This window comes from Paenibacillus sp. PDC88 (assembly GCF_900106725.1).
GTDB lineage: Bacteria > Bacillota > Bacilli > Paenibacillales > Paenibacillaceae > Paenibacillus > Paenibacillus shunpengii.
Genome location: NZ_FNNT01000018.1, coordinates 19,923 through 34,674 on the forward strand (window position 1 = coordinate 19,923; position 14,752 = coordinate 34,674).

The window sequence follows — 14,752 nt, forward strand, 5'->3', positions numbered from 1 at the left end:
TGACGCGGTTTTTCTAAAATGCTGGCTCGGTCTGGCTCGGCAAAACACACCTCAACTCGTCATATCCCACATCAACCTTTTATGTATCGGCGTTTTTATACCCTAGTGTAGAGTTTATTACGAGATAACAGTATTCGGTGTCATTTTATCACATCCATTTAAAATTACGAAAAGAATTGTCGGAAAAAACATTCTCATGTCATGAAAAACATGGTAAGTTTAAAGTTGGGACAAGCGCTTGTCGCTTTCAATGGAAACCGTCAAGAAATGACATGGACAAGAAAGAAAATGTATGTTTTGGGGCCGGAAAGAGACTATGGGAGGACTCTGAATGGGAATGATCGCGAATGGCCGACACCGCATAAACCTCATGCGTTCGGCGTTGAACCTGTTGACGGTTGTTGTTGTGGCGCTGGCGGCGCTGATTGTCATGCCGAAAGAATCGGATGCGGCCACCGTCGGAGAGTTGATGAATTTAACCGAACAAGTCCGCAATGAGTATGATGCCGCATCCGTTGGAACCGCATCGGGTCAATATATGGCCGGCGCGAAGGAAGAACTGCTGCCCGTTCTGGAATTGGCGGAAACGGTCGGCAATGATCCCGGCGCCGTGGAGTCGGAGGTGAACGACGCGTTCGATCGATTGACCGCAGCGTACCAATGGTTCAATAGCAAACGATATGCGGACCGTTTGGTGTATAGCGACCATTTCAACGCGCCGAGCAGTGATTTTGCCGTTAGCGGCGGCAACCCGTCCTGGGAATTTGGCATTCCCGCAAGCGGACCGGGTTCGGCGAAAACCGGGCAATATGTGTGGGCGACAAACCTGAGCGGCAACTATGGCGACATGGAAAATAGCTTTTTGTCATCGCCGGCGATCGATCTGTCCGGACTCACCAACGATTTTACGGTTTCATGGTGGATGTGGGCCGATATTGAAAAAGATTATGACTTTTTTCACGTTAAGGTCAGCAAAGACGGAGAAGAGTTAAATGCGCAAACGCCGTCCTATTATACCTTTACAGGGACAACGCCGGGCTGGATCAGGGCGTCCGTAAAGCTGGACTCCTCTTATGCGGCATCGGACTTCCGGATTCATTTTCAATTTACATCGGATGGCATCAATACGATGAATGGCGTATATCTGGATGACCTTTCCATAAGCGGAGTCGATTTTGCCGAATTCGATGAGACTTTGGAAGAAGCCCGCCGTAAAGTTTCAACCGCCCGTGAAGGAAACGGCGCCGGATTCTACGCCCCGGGATCCATCGCGGCATTGGCCGGCGCTATTCAGGAAGCCGAGTCGCTTCGGGAGAGAAGCGTACTTGCTCCATATGAAATCCATCAGGGCGACGCGTCGCTGCGTCAAAAGATAGCGGAATTTGAAGCTTCTTTCCATCGCCCGACGCCGCTGATTACGTTTGACTTTGAAGACAATGACGGAGGATTTGCCGCAGCAGAAGGAATCTGGGTGTGGGGGGAACCTCAAACGGAGGGGCCCGCCGAGGCCAATTCCGGTGTGAACGTATGGGGAACACGCTTGGGAGAGTCTGAAGGGTCTTTTGGCTACTACGGCTCCCTGGAATCCGGCCATATCGATGCCCGCATTCCGATGGTTCCGGCCAAGCTGGAGCTGAGCTGGATGCAGTGGACGAATCTGCCGGGATGCTGCGGCGTCGTGGGCGTTCACGTAAGCAAGGACGGCGGCGCCACCTGGCAAACGGTTCATGAGTTCAGCGCGATGGGACCGGGACTGGTGTCGATCTTGTCCTACGATGCGGATCATGCAAACACGGAAGCCGGTTGGGAGCGTCTTGCCGTCGAAATCGATCCGAGTTACGCCGTAGACAATTTACAGGTTAAGTTTGATGTTGGCTGGGGCGAAGTGGTTGGCCCAAACTACAGCTTTTATATCGACGATGTCCAAATCTCGGCCTACCCCCGAGATTTAGGATCGGTTATTCTGCAGACCGAACGGCTGATCGATTCCGTTGATGAAGGAGACGGATACGGCCTTTATCCATTCGGCGCCAAAGAAGCTCTGCAGACGGCGCTGGACGACGCTATCCGCGTTTGGACACAGATCGGTGCAACGCTGGACATGCTGGCCAGCGCCCGGACGGAACTGGAGTCCGTGCTGCAGTCGATGCATATGAAAAATCCGGGACCGCTCCCGCATGGAATTGCCAAAGGCACGATCGTACAGCTCGGGGGCAAAAAATGGGTGGTTCTTGATCCGTCCCGCGGCCAGCTGATTTTGGACGAATCGGAGGTACGGATGCTGGGTTCCAGGACGTGGGGAGAGAGCAAACCGTTTGATCCTTTCACGGCAGGCACGTTGGCCGATTATCTGAACTCGGAGTTTTTGAACGGCTTAAGCGATCGTTATATGATTGTACCGTATTACTGGGATGTCAGGGATAATCATGGCATGGCGGCGGACGGGTTCGGGCGGGTGGAATCTTACGTCGGGCTTTTGACGGATAAGGAATATCTGCGGCATTCGGCGCGCGGCGGGGACGGAACATTGCATTATAACGATTGGGACGAGGCAGCCGGAACCGGCAATTGGTGGCTGATTACGCCTTATTCATCGCCTTACGGCGGCAACGGTATGAGTTTCGTCAATGAGTTCGGTTTCGTCGATTCCATTCCGTATTCATATATGGCAGAAAGGTCGTTCGCCCTGCGTCCGGTTATTTATGTAAAACCCGGTCTTGTCAAAGTTTCGGGTTCCGGGACGCTGAACGAATCTTATGAACTGGCCAGCAACGAACTGCTCGCATTACATGTTTTTAATTCCGAATCCGCTCCGGTGGACTTGTCCCCCGCCTTTTCGCCGGCGGGGAGTCTATTTGAAGCAACGGTGACCAACGACGTTTACCGTGTGCGGATCGTCCCGGTTCCCATGGATCCGGAAGCGGCGGTATCCATGAAGGTAAACGGCATGCTACTGAATCATGCGCAAGATGTGCGTTTAAGCACAGGCATTACGACGATCGAGCTTACGGTCGCAGCGGCCGGTACGCCGCGGACCTATACGTTGAAGGTGACCCGGGAGGGGGCGGACAACGGATCGATCCGGTCTATCGACTATCAGGGCAATCCCCTGGCGAAGACGGGAACCGCATTTAGGCTGGATGTGCCGGCGGCGGTCACAATGGCTGAACTGGATCTGAACCTGGCCGACCCCGGGTCGATCGTGACCGTTACCGGTGCGACTTATTCATCATCCGGAAACCGGTATATCTTTCACGGGCTGAAATATGGGTTGACGACCGTGCATTTGACGGTGGAAAAACCGAACGGGGATCTGCAAAATTATACCGTTGAAATGAACCGGATGACCGATTTTGACGGCGATCGCCGGGTCGATGTCCGGGATTTGGCGCAAGCCGCCAAACAGAAAATCGATTATGACGGAGACGGCGCGTTCACGGCGAACGACATTGCGCTGATGTTAGATCAAGTGGAGCCGTATTTCTTGAACACCACCTCGCCGCCGCCTGCTTTGCGTTGATTTTACATTCTAATTATGCATGAAGATCATGAGAGCTCTGCCAAAGAAAATGGCACGGGCTCTTTTTTCATTTTATGATCCCTGTTTAGCCTACATTTATGTTATATAAAATAACATAAAATCATCAAATTATGAAATATAACAACAAAAAGATGATTTTAATTATAATATTTACAATGAAAACCCGATATTATTGTAATATAATATAACACATAGAAGGTGATTTTATTTTTATGTAAGATTAATTAACAAAAAATGCGAAAGGGGACCGGAAGGATGGAGGCGCGAGTCGAAGGTACGCCATATCATTGGCCATACGATGGACAGATCGACCCGAAGAAAACGGCCTTGCTTATTATCGATATGCAGATTGATTTTTGCGGGAAAGGCGGCTATGTCGAGCGGATGGGATATGATATCTCGCTGACGGCGAGGGCGATCCAGCCGATCAAGAAGCTGTTGGAGCGGGTTCGCCAAATTGAGGGGTTCACCGTGATCCATACCCGGGAAGGGCACAGGCCCGATCTCTCCGATCTGCCGAAGAATAAGCAGTGGCGCAGCAAACAGATCGGAGCGGAAATCGGTTCTGCAGGTCCCGCCGGACGAATTCTGGTAAGGGGAGAGCCCGGCTGGCAAATTATCGACGAGCTTGCGCCGATCGCAGGCGAGCCGATTATCGATAAGCCCGGAAAGGGAAGCTTCTATGCGACCGATTTGGATTTAATCCTGAGAAACAAAGGCATTACGCATTTGATCTTAACCGGCATTACCACCGACGTGTGCGTCCACACGACGATGCGCGAGGCCAACGACCGCGGGTATGAGTGCCTGATCCTGGAGGATTGCACGGGAGCCACCGATGAGGGCAACCATGCCGCCGCTTTGAAAATGGTTACGATGCAAGGCGGCGTATTCGGCAGTGTCAGCAGTTCGGCCAACCTTCTAAAGGCATTGGAACAATTCTAAAAATAGAGAAACGGAGTGGGAACCATGTGGAGAAAAATAAGTAAAAAGAGCAAAATGAACAAATCCGTATTTTTCATCCTCGCTGCGATGCTGATGTTTTTGACGGCATGCGGGTCGGGCAGCAATACAGGAGCGGGAGCCGGTCAACCTGCGGCTTCTGCCGGTACGGCCGGAGCCAGTTCGGAAGAATCCAAGGAATTAAAGAAGGTCGTCCTGCGTTTGAAATGGGTGCACCAAGCGCAGTTCGCCGGTTTTTATGCAGCCGTGAAGCAAGGCTATTACAAGGATGCCGGACTGGATGTGGAAATTCGTCCGGGCGGCGCGGACTTTCCATCCGTACAAATGGTCGCATCCGGCAGCGAGGAATTCGGCGTGACCGGGGCGGACCAAATCCTGCTGGCCCGCGAAAAGGGAGTGCCGGTCACCGCCATCTCGACGATTTACCGGGAAACGCCGTTTGTGCTTTTCAGCCTGAAAGATTCGGGAATAACCAAGATCGAGGATCTGGTGGGCCAAACGGTCGGAATCAAGCTTGGCGGCAACGAAGAGCTGACCTACCGCGCCATGGTGAAAAGCGCCGGGGTGGACGGTTCAAAAATTGAAGAAATGCCGATCAAATACGATCTCAGTCCCCTTTTGAGCGGGCAAGTCAAAGCATGGCCGGGTTACGTCATCAACGAAGTGCTTGCCGTTCAAGAGCTCGGCAAAGAAGTAAACATCATCAAACCAAGCGATTACGGCATTAACTTTTACGCCGATACGTTGTTTGCCAAGCAGGATTTGATCGAGAAGGATCCGGAGCTGGTGAAAAGCTTCGTGCAAGCGTCGATGAAGGGATGGGCCTATGCGATCGAACACCCTGAGGAAGCGGCGGCATACGGGCTGGAATACTCCAAAGATTTAAAGCTTGACCATGAAGTGAATATGATGAAAGCCAGCATTCCGATGCTTCAACCCGACAAGCTTCCGCTCGGCAAGATGGATGCGAAAGAATGGGAGACGCTGCAGAAGAGCTTGATGGAGCTGAATTTCCTGAAGACCGAACAACCGCTGGAGAACGTGTTTACCAACCAATTTATTGAATAGGAGTTGAGGGCGAATGTTGTTGCAAGCCGGCGATTTGCAGAAACATGCAGCGGAGCTGCCAGATCATCCTTCATCGGTGCCTGAACAACGCGAGGTCATGATTTCACTCCGTAACTGTTCTCTTTCCTTCGGTACGGTTCAAGTGTTGAATAATGTTTCATTGGACATTTACAAGAACGAATTTGTCTCGATTCTGGGCCCGAGCGGCTGCGGCAAGTCGACGCTGCTTCGGCTGATGCTGGAGCTTCTGAAGCCGGACGAAGGGGGAGAAGTGACCTATGTGTCCGATAAGCCCTCGATCGGCATTGTCTTTCAAAAACCGGTTCTCATGCCCTGGTTGTCGGCGATCCAAAACATCGAATTGACGCTAGGCATGGGGGACAATCGGAATCTTCCGAAACCGGCGCGCAGGGAAAAAGCCGAGGATGCGCTGCGGCTGGTAGGCTTGCAGGACTTTCGCAATCATTATCCACATCAATTGAGCGGGGGCATGCAGCAGAGGGTCGCCATTGCTCGGGCCCTCGCCGCCGATCCGGCGATCCTGTTAATGGATGAGCCGTTCGGGGCGCTCGATGAATTAACGCGGGAAAAGCTGAACTTCGAGCTGCTTCACCTGTGGGAAAATCCGAACAGCAGCTTGAGTTCCATCGTGATGGTCACCCATTCCATTCAGGAGTCCGTCATCATGTCGGACCGGGTGGTCATGATGTCCCCGAGGCCCGCGAAAGTGGAAGATCTGATTCCCGTTCCCCTTCCGAGACCGAGAGAAGTCGGGATGGAAGAGCACCCGTCCTATCATCTGACGGTCAAAGAATTAAGAAAGAGGGTTAAGCACCAATGAATGAAAAAATCAAAAACGGACTGTACCCTCTTGGATTCGCCGCCGCCTTCATCGTGCTGTGGGAGCTGGTTGTGCGCGTGTTTGATGTTCCGCTATACCTGCTTCCCGCGCCGACGGCCGTCATAGCGGCCATCGACGGGACCCTTTGGTCTCACACGCTGGTCACGCTGCTGGAATCGCTCGTCGGCTTTATTCTCGCGAACATTCTGGGCCTGATTGCGGCAGTCATTTTCGTTCATTCGAAGCCGATTGAAAAAGGGGCATTCCCTTTGGCCATTGCGCTGAAGACGACGCCGCTTGTGGCGCTTGCTCCATTGCTGGTGGTATGGCTGGGAACCGGCTATTCGTCCAAGGTCGTCGCATCGATGCTCATCTGCTTTTTTCCGATTCTCGTCAACAGCGTGAAGGGACTGAAGGCGATCGAGTACGAGGCCTGGGAGCTGTTTTCGACCTATAAAGGGAGCACATGGGATATGTTCTGGAAGCTGCGGCTGCCCACCAGCCTTCCGTACGTCATGTCCGCTTTGAAAATCTCCAGCTCGCTTGCGGTCGTGGGCGCCATCGTCGGCGAATTTGTCGGCGCCAACAAGGGATTGGGTTACGTCGTGCTGGTGTCTTCCTACCATATGGACACGCCGATCATGTTCTCCGCGATCATCGCTTCCGCGGCCTGCGGCCTGCTTCTGTTCTGGTCGATCGCGTGGCTGGAGAAAAAAATCATTTTCTGGCAAAGGATTGATGAAGTATGAGATGCGCGATAATCAAAGTGCCGACCAAATCTCCGAGCGATTTGTCCGGGCTTCAATCGTTGGTGGAGCAGGGCGTCGTCGTCCCGCATGAAGTCGTCGCCGTCATGGGGAAGACCGAAGGGAACGGATGCGTGAACGATTTCACCCGCGGGTATGCCGTCAGCGCCTTGGATGCCTATTTTACCGGTTTGCTCGGCGCTGCCGCCTCTTCCATTTCATATGTCATGTCCGGCGGCACGGAGGGGATCTTGAGTCCGCACCTGACCGTCATCAGCCGGAGCCTGGATGCGGCCGGAGCGAAGCCGTCCGGCGGCCGGAAGTCGCTTGCGATCGGCGTAAAGCATACGCGGGACTTCCTTCCGGAGGAAATCGGCCGGATGGTGCAGGTCGAGGCGGTGGCCGAAGCGGTCCGGAGCGCTGTCGCGGAGGCCGGGATCGAAAGCGCGGCGGACGTGCATTTTGTGCAAATCAAATGCCCTTTATTAACGACGGACGCTATCCATGACGCGGCAGAGCGGGGGCGGCAGGTCGTGACCGAGGATACGTACAAGTCGATGGGCTACTCGCGCGGCGCGTCGGCGCTCGGCGTGGCCGCCGCCCTTGGGGAGATCGACGCGGCGGAGCTTAGAGAGTCGGATATCTGCCGCGCCTGGGAGAAGTACAGCGAAGTCGCGTCGATCTCGGCGGGCAGCGAGCTGGCCTGCTGCGAGGTGATTGTGTTCGGCAATTCGGCGCAGGCGGAAGGCCCTTTCTTCATCGATCACGGCGTGATGAAGGACGCCATTGACGGGGAGGCCCTGCGGCGAATGCTGGAGGCCCACCCCGGCGCCGAGATCGTGCAGGTGCTGGCCAAGGCGGAGGCCGATCCGAGCGGATTTGTGCGGGAGCGCAGACATACGATGTTAAACGATTCGGATATTAATCACACCCGCCATGCCCGCGCAGCGGTCGGAGGCGTGCTTGCTTACGTATGCGGCGACCCGATGATTTACGTATCCGGGGGAGCGGAGCATCAGGGTCCCGCCGGGGGCGGCCCGGTAGCGGCAATCTTTCGCAGAACACAATCATAGAACCGGGAGGATACACAGATGATACAAGCCAAACAAACAGAAGTTATCGAAGGCGATTCGATGATATGGGAATTGATGCCGAACCATATCGAACTGTATCACCGCGAAATCGTAACGGCGAAACAGGCGGATGCCATGGGGATGCGCATGAGCTCGATTCTGTGGGAGAAGATCGGCGTCGGCGGTCAGGTGGTTCCGCATTATCACGATGTCGCGGAAATCATTTTTATCACGGCAGGCAAAGTGAGGCTGCTTTGCAACGGCGAATGGAAATCGTACAAGGCGGGAGACACCTTCCACGTTCCGACCGGAGTCATCCATTCCGTGGCCAACGACGGCGACACTCCGAGCGAACAAATCAGCATTTTTGTGCCTGTGGAGCAGGATGTCCCCGCGAACTCATTTTTTAATACGGTACTCGTCGAAGACGTTTATTCCGCGAATAAGTGAGATGGGCGGGGCGCGCGATGGCGAACAGCAATAAAATCGGCTTCACCTGCGGAGATATTCTGTTGATTCCCGATTTCAAGGAAGCGGTTGTGCTGGCGGGAGCGAACGGGCTGCATCGGCCGATTAACCGGGTGAATGTCATGGAAGTGCCCGATGTGATCGATTGGGTCAGGCCGGGAGAGTTTCTGATTACGAGCGGGTTTCCGTTCCGCGACAATCCGGATGCGATCTCCGACCTGATTCCGGAGCTGGCGGCAAGAGGCGTCGCCGCGCTCGGCATCAAGACGAAGCGATTCATCGACCGGATCCCGGAGCGGGCGCTCGAGGCCGCGGAAAAATTGGATTTTCCGGTCTTCGAGCTTCCGGCCTCGACCGTATTCTCCGATGTGGTCCGGGACATTATGGAACGGGTGCTGGTCCAAGAGGCAAGGGAATTGTCTCTCTTGCAAAGCCGGTTTCAAAAGTTGTCGCAGCAGTTGCTTCATGGGGGAGGCGTCGGGGAAATTTTGCAGACGCTCGACGAGATGCTGAACAACCCGGTGATCCTGCTGGATGATGAGGATCACGCGTTCCTTTCTCCGCAGGCCGCGCAAGCGGTCGAACAATCGGGATCCCCGACGGACTGGTCGCGGATGCGGGATGATATCGACCTCGGGGTCAGCTTTTTGACCATCGGCGAGCGCCGTATTCGCGTGTACGTTTCCGCGACGAACGACAAATACGGCCATTGCCTGCTGATTCTGCTCGAATGGAATCAAGAGCACTCCGTTGTGGACCAGCTCACGATTGACAGGGTAGGCATCTTGATTGGCCTTGAAATGATGAATGCCAACGCCCGCAAGGAAGTGGAGTCGAAATACATCGACCAGTTCCTTCAGGATTGGTTGTCGGGACGCATCGTGACGATCGAGGACTTGAAAATCAGAGCGGAAGCTTGCGGCTGCCCTTTGGAAGAGGGGCATATGTTCTATGCGGGGGTAGTGCGTTGGATCAGCGGGAAGCCGGCGGCGAAACAGCTGCAGCAGTCTGTCCGGCGTATCCGCTCCCGGCTTGCCGAAAGGAACATTCACGTTACGTTCCTGGAAGGAGGACTCGCGTTTCTGGTTTCCCTTTCGCCTCAAGAGCAGGTGTACGGCGCCGTAGACGCGATGATTGCCGAACTGAAGACGCGGTTTTCGGCCGAGGGGATGATTTCCATCTGCCTGGGGAACCGTGTTCAGCAAGCCGACCAGGTTTGCGTCAGCTACAACCAGGCCAAAAAAATTCAACATATCAGCGCCATTTGCGATCTGAGAGACCCCTGCATCGACTATGTCCGGCTTGGCGTGTTTCAATTGCTGTACTTGCTGCCGGATTCGGAAGAAGTGGCTCAGTTCCGCGACCGGTACATGGTCCCGCTGATCGATTATGACCAGAAGAACGGCACGATGCTGGTGGATACGTTAAAAGTGTATTTTAAACATAATCGGAACGCAAAGAAGACATCGGCGGAAATGTTTACGCATTATAACACAGTGAACTATCGAGTCGAACGTGCGCTCGATATTCTCGGCCTCGATGCGGACAATGGAGACGATTTGCTGCAGCTTCATTTAGCGGTGAAATTGCAGGAGATGAGGCCCGCCGAGGATGGTCCGGGGAACAGGGCGTGACGTCGTCGTCAGGGTGCCAGGAACAAGAAAGAAGGGGATCGGACATGCTTTCAAATGCGATACCGCCGCGTTTTACCGTATCGTGGCTTAAGGAAATGTATGCCAGGCGGGAGCTTGCTCCCCGGGAGGTCGTCCGTGAAATCGTGCGCCGCGCGGAAGCCGATGCGGATATGAATATTTGGATTACCCCGCCGTCGATGGAGCGCGTTTCCCCATACCTCGCGAGACTGGGCGAATTTGCTCCGGGGAGCTTGCCGTTATGGGGGATTCCGTTTGCCGTTAAAGACAATATTGACGTGGCGGGGCTGCCGACAACGGCCGGGTGCGCGGCGTTTGCCTATACGCCCGGGAAGCATGCGGCGGTGGTGGAACGGCTGATTGCTGCGGGGGCCATTCCGCTGGGAAAAACGAATCTGGACCAATTCGCCACAGGTCTGGTCGGAACGAGAAGCCCTTACGGCGAAACGCACAATTCCCTGCGCAGGGAATTGATCAGCGGCGGTTCCAGCTCCGGTTCCGCGGTGGCGGTGGCCAGAGGCCATGCGGCTTTCGCGCTGGGGACGGATACCGCCGGATCCGGGCGCGTCCCCGCCGCCCTTAACGGTCTTGTCGGATGGAAGCCGAGTGTCGGCGCGTGGCCGACCCGGGGCGTCGTTCCGGCATGCGCAAGCCTGGATTGCGTCACGGTGTTCGCGCATGACCTGGAGGGCGCACTTGCCGTCGATGTGGTGGCGCGCGGCGCAGATGCTTCGGATCCGTGGTCCCGGAGCATCGCGCGAACGGAACCGGAGCTCCCAAGCAAGCTGTATTTGCCCAAAGATCCGCTGAATTTCTACGGTCCCTATGCGGACGAATATCGGGCAGCCTGGAAAGCGAGCATTGAGAAGCTGGAGAGGTTAAATATTCCCGTCGAATATACGGATATCGGTCTGTTTTCGCAGGCGGCGGCAATTCTTTACGATGGTCCGTGGGTTGCCGAGCGTTGGGCGGATTTGGGTTCTTTTATCGAAGAACACCCGGGAGAAGCCTTTCCGGTAACGGAAGCTGTCTTGCGGTCGGGCGGAAACGGGAAATACGATGCGGCATCCGTCTTTAAGGCCATGCACCGGCTTCAGGAGCTGAAGCTAAGCGCGAAGCGGCTGCTCGGCGGGGGAGTGCTGGTGATGCCGACCTGCGGCGGAACGTGGACGCGCGATCAGGTGAGAGACGACCCGATCGCAACCAACAGCGCGATGGGACTTTATACGAACCATTGCAACCTGCTCGACTTGTGCGCCGTTTCCGTACCTTCCGCGGAAGCGGGCGAAAATCTTCCCTTCGGAATTACGTTTTTTGCTCCTGCGGAGAAAGAGGGGCGGCTCGAGGGCGCGGCGCGGCTGTTCCTGAAAAGAAAGCCGACGACGCTGGTGGCCGTGTGCGGATTGCATATGCGCGGGTTTCCCCTGGAGCGGCAAATGCGCGAGCACGGCGCGCAATTCATCCGCGAGGATGCGACCGCGGCGAAGTACCGCATGTACAGGCTGCCGACCACACCGGCTAAGCCGGGGTTGATCCGGTCGGAGGAAAACGGCGCATCCCTTCGGGTGGAGATATGGGAGATGCCGCTGGAGACCTTCGGCGCCTTTGCCGCCGCGATCCCTGCTCCGCTCGGGATGGGCAAAATCGAGCTGCTGGACGGAACGCAAGTGCCGGGTTTTATCTGCGAAGGGTATGCCTCAGCGGGCGCGGAAGACATTACGAGCCTGGGAGGCTGGCGATCCGGCCGTTGGCGGTAAAAAGATCTGAATAATCCATGGCGCAACGAACTCTCCGGCCTGAACAGGCCGGGGAGTTTTTGTGTTGACCGGCAGGATGCTTGACGGAGGGAACAAATTTAACGGATCGGTTAACAAAAACTTAATCCGCCGATAATCGCAAGATGACATTGCGTCTTTATAATGAAGTCTTCAAGCCGGATACAAAGAACAAACGAAAGGGATGCGGGAATGGAACCGATTCATTTTATTCATCTGACGGATACGCATATCAACGCCCCGCATCGCGAGGGCCTGTATCAGCGCAATATGGCGGACAATTTGCGCACCGTGCTTGCCCATGTTCAGGCGTCCGGTGTGCGTCCGGCCTTGTTCGTCATCAGCGGAGATTTGGCGCATGAGGGCGATGCGGAGGATTACCGATTTTTACGCGAGCTGCTGGAAGCCGAGTGCGGCGCATTCGGCGTCCCGTTTTTCGTTAGCCTGGGCAACCATGATCACCGAGCGCCGTTTCGTGAAGGCTTTCTGGGAGAGGCGCCATCGGACGAGCCCTATTACTTCAGCGTAATAATTGACGGTCTGCGCTTGATTGTACTGAACTCCCAAGTCGAAAATTCGCCCATAGGAACCGTGGACGAGAATCAGCTTGCCTGGCTGGACGATGTGCTGAAGACGCCTGCGCCGGTCGGCTCGGTGGTCGTATTGCACCATCCGATGCTGCCTCCCCTCGGCTCGGTCATGGACGACTTTCATTTGACCAATAGGGATGAAGTGGCAGGCGTAATCAACGGACGGGACGTCATCGGCATTCTTGCCGGGCATATCCATGCCAACCGGGTCGCTTCATTTCACGGGATGATCAGTGCGGCGGGATCCGGTACGGCCTTCGGGCTCGAAATGGCGGACGACCGAACCGTCCGCTTCTTCGAAAATCGTTCCTATAATGTGGTGACGGTTCACCGGGGAAGCATGAACGTGCAAACTTTAACGCTGCCCGGCATGCAGCGGGAGCTGTCCCGCAAACCTTTGGAAAATTTATTGGGCTAGAGGGGGGCTGATCATGAAGCAAGCACTGTTTGATAAAACAGGCGACAGCCGGATTATTCCTGCGGTGCGCCGGGCGGACGATTTACAGGCGGCTTGCCGCAGCCGTTGGCCGGTCGTGTTTCTGCTGATCGGGGATTTGTTTACCGCAAGGGATTATGTCGACGAGGCGCTGCGCGCGGGAAAAAAAGTGTTCCTGCATGTGGATTTCATCTCGGGACTCGGCAGCGATCCCATCGCCATGAGATATATTGCCGAACGCGTGCGCCCGACAGGGATCATTTCCACCAAAACCCATTTTGTCAAGCATGCCAAAAAGTACGGGTTGCTCGCCATCCAGCGGCTTTTTCTGATCGATACGTCGGCGCTGGAGCACGGCATTCAGAATATCGGCCACAGCGAGCCCGACGCCGTCGAAATTATGCCGGGTCTGATTGCGCGCGTGATTACCGAACTGAGAGAACAATGCCCCGTGCCGATCATTGCCGGCGGGCTGATTCGGGAGCGCAGCGAGATTGAAACGGCGCTAAGTGCGGGGGCCAGCGCCGTGTCCATGGGCCGCAAACAACTGTGGCTGTAACGGTCGTGGCCCGCCGGATCTTTACAAAATATTAAAACCGCGTTAATCCTCCGATAACACGGGGCCGTTACTTTAGAAGAGGAAAGAGATTGCAACTGAATATGCAAGGGTACGAGATGAGGAGAAAACCCTTATTCAACAATGGGAAGCCATGGTACGGCATGCCGGTTCTTTGTTGTTGGATAAAGGTTTTTTTTGCTCTGGCATCAAGAAGGAGGCTGCTTGCGTTGCCGGACGTCCGAGAGTTCGACGGTTACTTTTTCGATTTGGACGGCACGATCTTCCTGGGAGATCGGTTGCTGCCGGGGGTGAAGGAAGCCCTCGCATATTTGCGGGAGAGGGGGAAGAAGATTTATTTCCTGAGCAATACGACGGTCAGGACGCGCAAGGAATGCCGGCTTCGTTTGCAGGAACTCGGTTTGGAAGCTCACGAGGAGGAAGTCGTGACGGCTGCTTACGCTGCGGCGGTCTATCTGCGCGAGAGCGGCTTGCCCCGCGTGTTTGTGGTGGGCGATCCGGCGCTGTTTGCGGAATTGGACGAGCAGGGGGTGGCGCATACCCCGGACCCGCTTTCCGCGACCCATGTGTTGGTCGGCATGGATCGCGGCTTTAATTACGACAAGCTCCACCAGGCGATGAAAGCCGTGGCGAGCGGCGCCGTCCTGATCGCGGCCAATCCGGATCCGTTTTGCCCGGCTCCGGATGATCGCCTGCCGGACACCTGGTCCATGGTCAAAGCGATTGAAACGGCCGGCTGCAGTGAAGCGCCCACGGTCATTGGCAAGCCGTCCGCTTATTATGCGGCCAAAGTGCTGGAGTGGAGCAAGCTTTCCTATGACCGCTGTCTGATGGTCGGCGACCGGCTGGAAACCGACATTTTATTCGGTCTGCAAAATGGCATGCGCACCGCCCTGGTATTGACCGGAGTCACGTCGAGAAGCGATATGGAGTGCTCGCCGATTCGGCCGGACTACGTCTGGTCCACGATGGAAGAGCTGCTGCAGCCATAAATGTTTTAAATAAATCAACCCATTGAAGGA

12 protein-coding genes are annotated in these 14,752 nt (G+C 55.3%); all 12 read left to right on the forward strand.

What is annotated here, in order from left to right:
- The first annotated feature begins 331 nt into the window (after nucleotides 1–331).
- The 12 genes from BLW49_RS27150 (at nucleotide 332) to BLW49_RS27205 (ending at nucleotide 14,722) form a co-directional block, all read left to right on the forward strand.
- The gene (locus tag BLW49_RS27150) at nucleotides 332–3,520 is read left to right on the forward strand and encodes a cadherin-like beta sandwich domain-containing protein (protein ID WP_090728030.1); all 3,189 of its coding nucleotides are present in this window, start codon (nucleotides 332–334) and stop codon (nucleotides 3,518–3,520) included.
- A 276-nt stretch (nucleotides 3,521–3,796) separates the two neighbouring features.
- Complete coding sequence (locus BLW49_RS27155; RefSeq protein WP_090728031.1) at nucleotides 3,797–4,486, forward strand: biuret amidohydrolase; 690 nt, start codon at nucleotides 3,797–3,799, stop codon at nucleotides 4,484–4,486.
- A 24-nt stretch (nucleotides 4,487–4,510) separates the two neighbouring features.
- On the forward strand, nucleotides 4,511–5,572 hold the full coding sequence (locus BLW49_RS27160; RefSeq protein ID WP_256209953.1) for an ABC transporter substrate-binding protein: 1,062 nt from the start codon (nucleotides 4,511–4,513) through the stop codon (nucleotides 5,570–5,572).
- Nucleotides 5,573–5,585: 13 nt separating this feature from the next.
- Nucleotides 5,586–6,413, forward strand: coding sequence for an ABC transporter ATP-binding protein (locus BLW49_RS27165; protein WP_090728033.1), 828 nt, complete (start codon nucleotides 5,586–5,588; stop codon nucleotides 6,411–6,413).
- A complete protein-coding gene (locus tag BLW49_RS27170) occupies nucleotides 6,410–7,162 on the forward strand; it encodes an ABC transporter permease (protein ID WP_090728034.1) in 753 nt (250 codons plus the stop codon). Before BLW49_RS27165 ends, BLW49_RS27170 begins: the two co-directional genes overlap by 4 nt.
- The gene (locus tag BLW49_RS27175) at nucleotides 7,159–8,232 is read left to right on the forward strand and encodes a cyanuric acid amidohydrolase (RefSeq protein WP_090728036.1); all 1,074 of its coding nucleotides are present in this window, start codon (nucleotides 7,159–7,161) and stop codon (nucleotides 8,230–8,232) included. Before BLW49_RS27170 ends, BLW49_RS27175 begins: the two co-directional genes overlap by 4 nt.
- Before the next feature lie 18 nt (nucleotides 8,233–8,250).
- Nucleotides 8,251–8,682 (forward strand): cupin domain-containing protein, encoded by a 432-nt coding sequence (locus BLW49_RS27180; RefSeq protein ID WP_090728038.1) that lies wholly within the window; start codon nucleotides 8,251–8,253, stop codon nucleotides 8,680–8,682.
- 17 nt (nucleotides 8,683–8,699) lie between these two features.
- Entirely contained in the window at nucleotides 8,700–10,334 is a 1,635-nt protein-coding gene (locus BLW49_RS27185; protein ID WP_090728039.1) for a PucR family transcriptional regulator, read from the forward strand.
- Between the two features lie 44 nt (nucleotides 10,335–10,378).
- Nucleotides 10,379–12,109 (forward strand): allophanate hydrolase, encoded by a 1,731-nt coding sequence (atzF, locus tag BLW49_RS27190; protein WP_090728041.1) that lies wholly within the window; start codon nucleotides 10,379–10,381, stop codon nucleotides 12,107–12,109.
- 210 nt (nucleotides 12,110–12,319) lie between these two features.
- Nucleotides 12,320–13,135: a metallophosphoesterase family protein gene (locus tag BLW49_RS27195; RefSeq protein WP_177178854.1), complete on the forward strand. Its 816-nt coding sequence runs from the start codon at nucleotides 12,320–12,322 to the stop codon at nucleotides 13,133–13,135.
- Between the two features lie 13 nt (nucleotides 13,136–13,148).
- Nucleotides 13,149–13,712, forward strand: coding sequence for a glycerol-3-phosphate responsive antiterminator (locus tag BLW49_RS27200; protein WP_090728044.1), 564 nt, complete (start codon nucleotides 13,149–13,151; stop codon nucleotides 13,710–13,712).
- 227 nt (nucleotides 13,713–13,939) lie between these two features.
- Entirely contained in the window at nucleotides 13,940–14,722 is a 783-nt protein-coding gene (locus BLW49_RS27205) for an HAD-IIA family hydrolase (protein WP_256209954.1), read from the forward strand.
- Nucleotides 14,723–14,752: the final 30 nt, after the last annotated feature.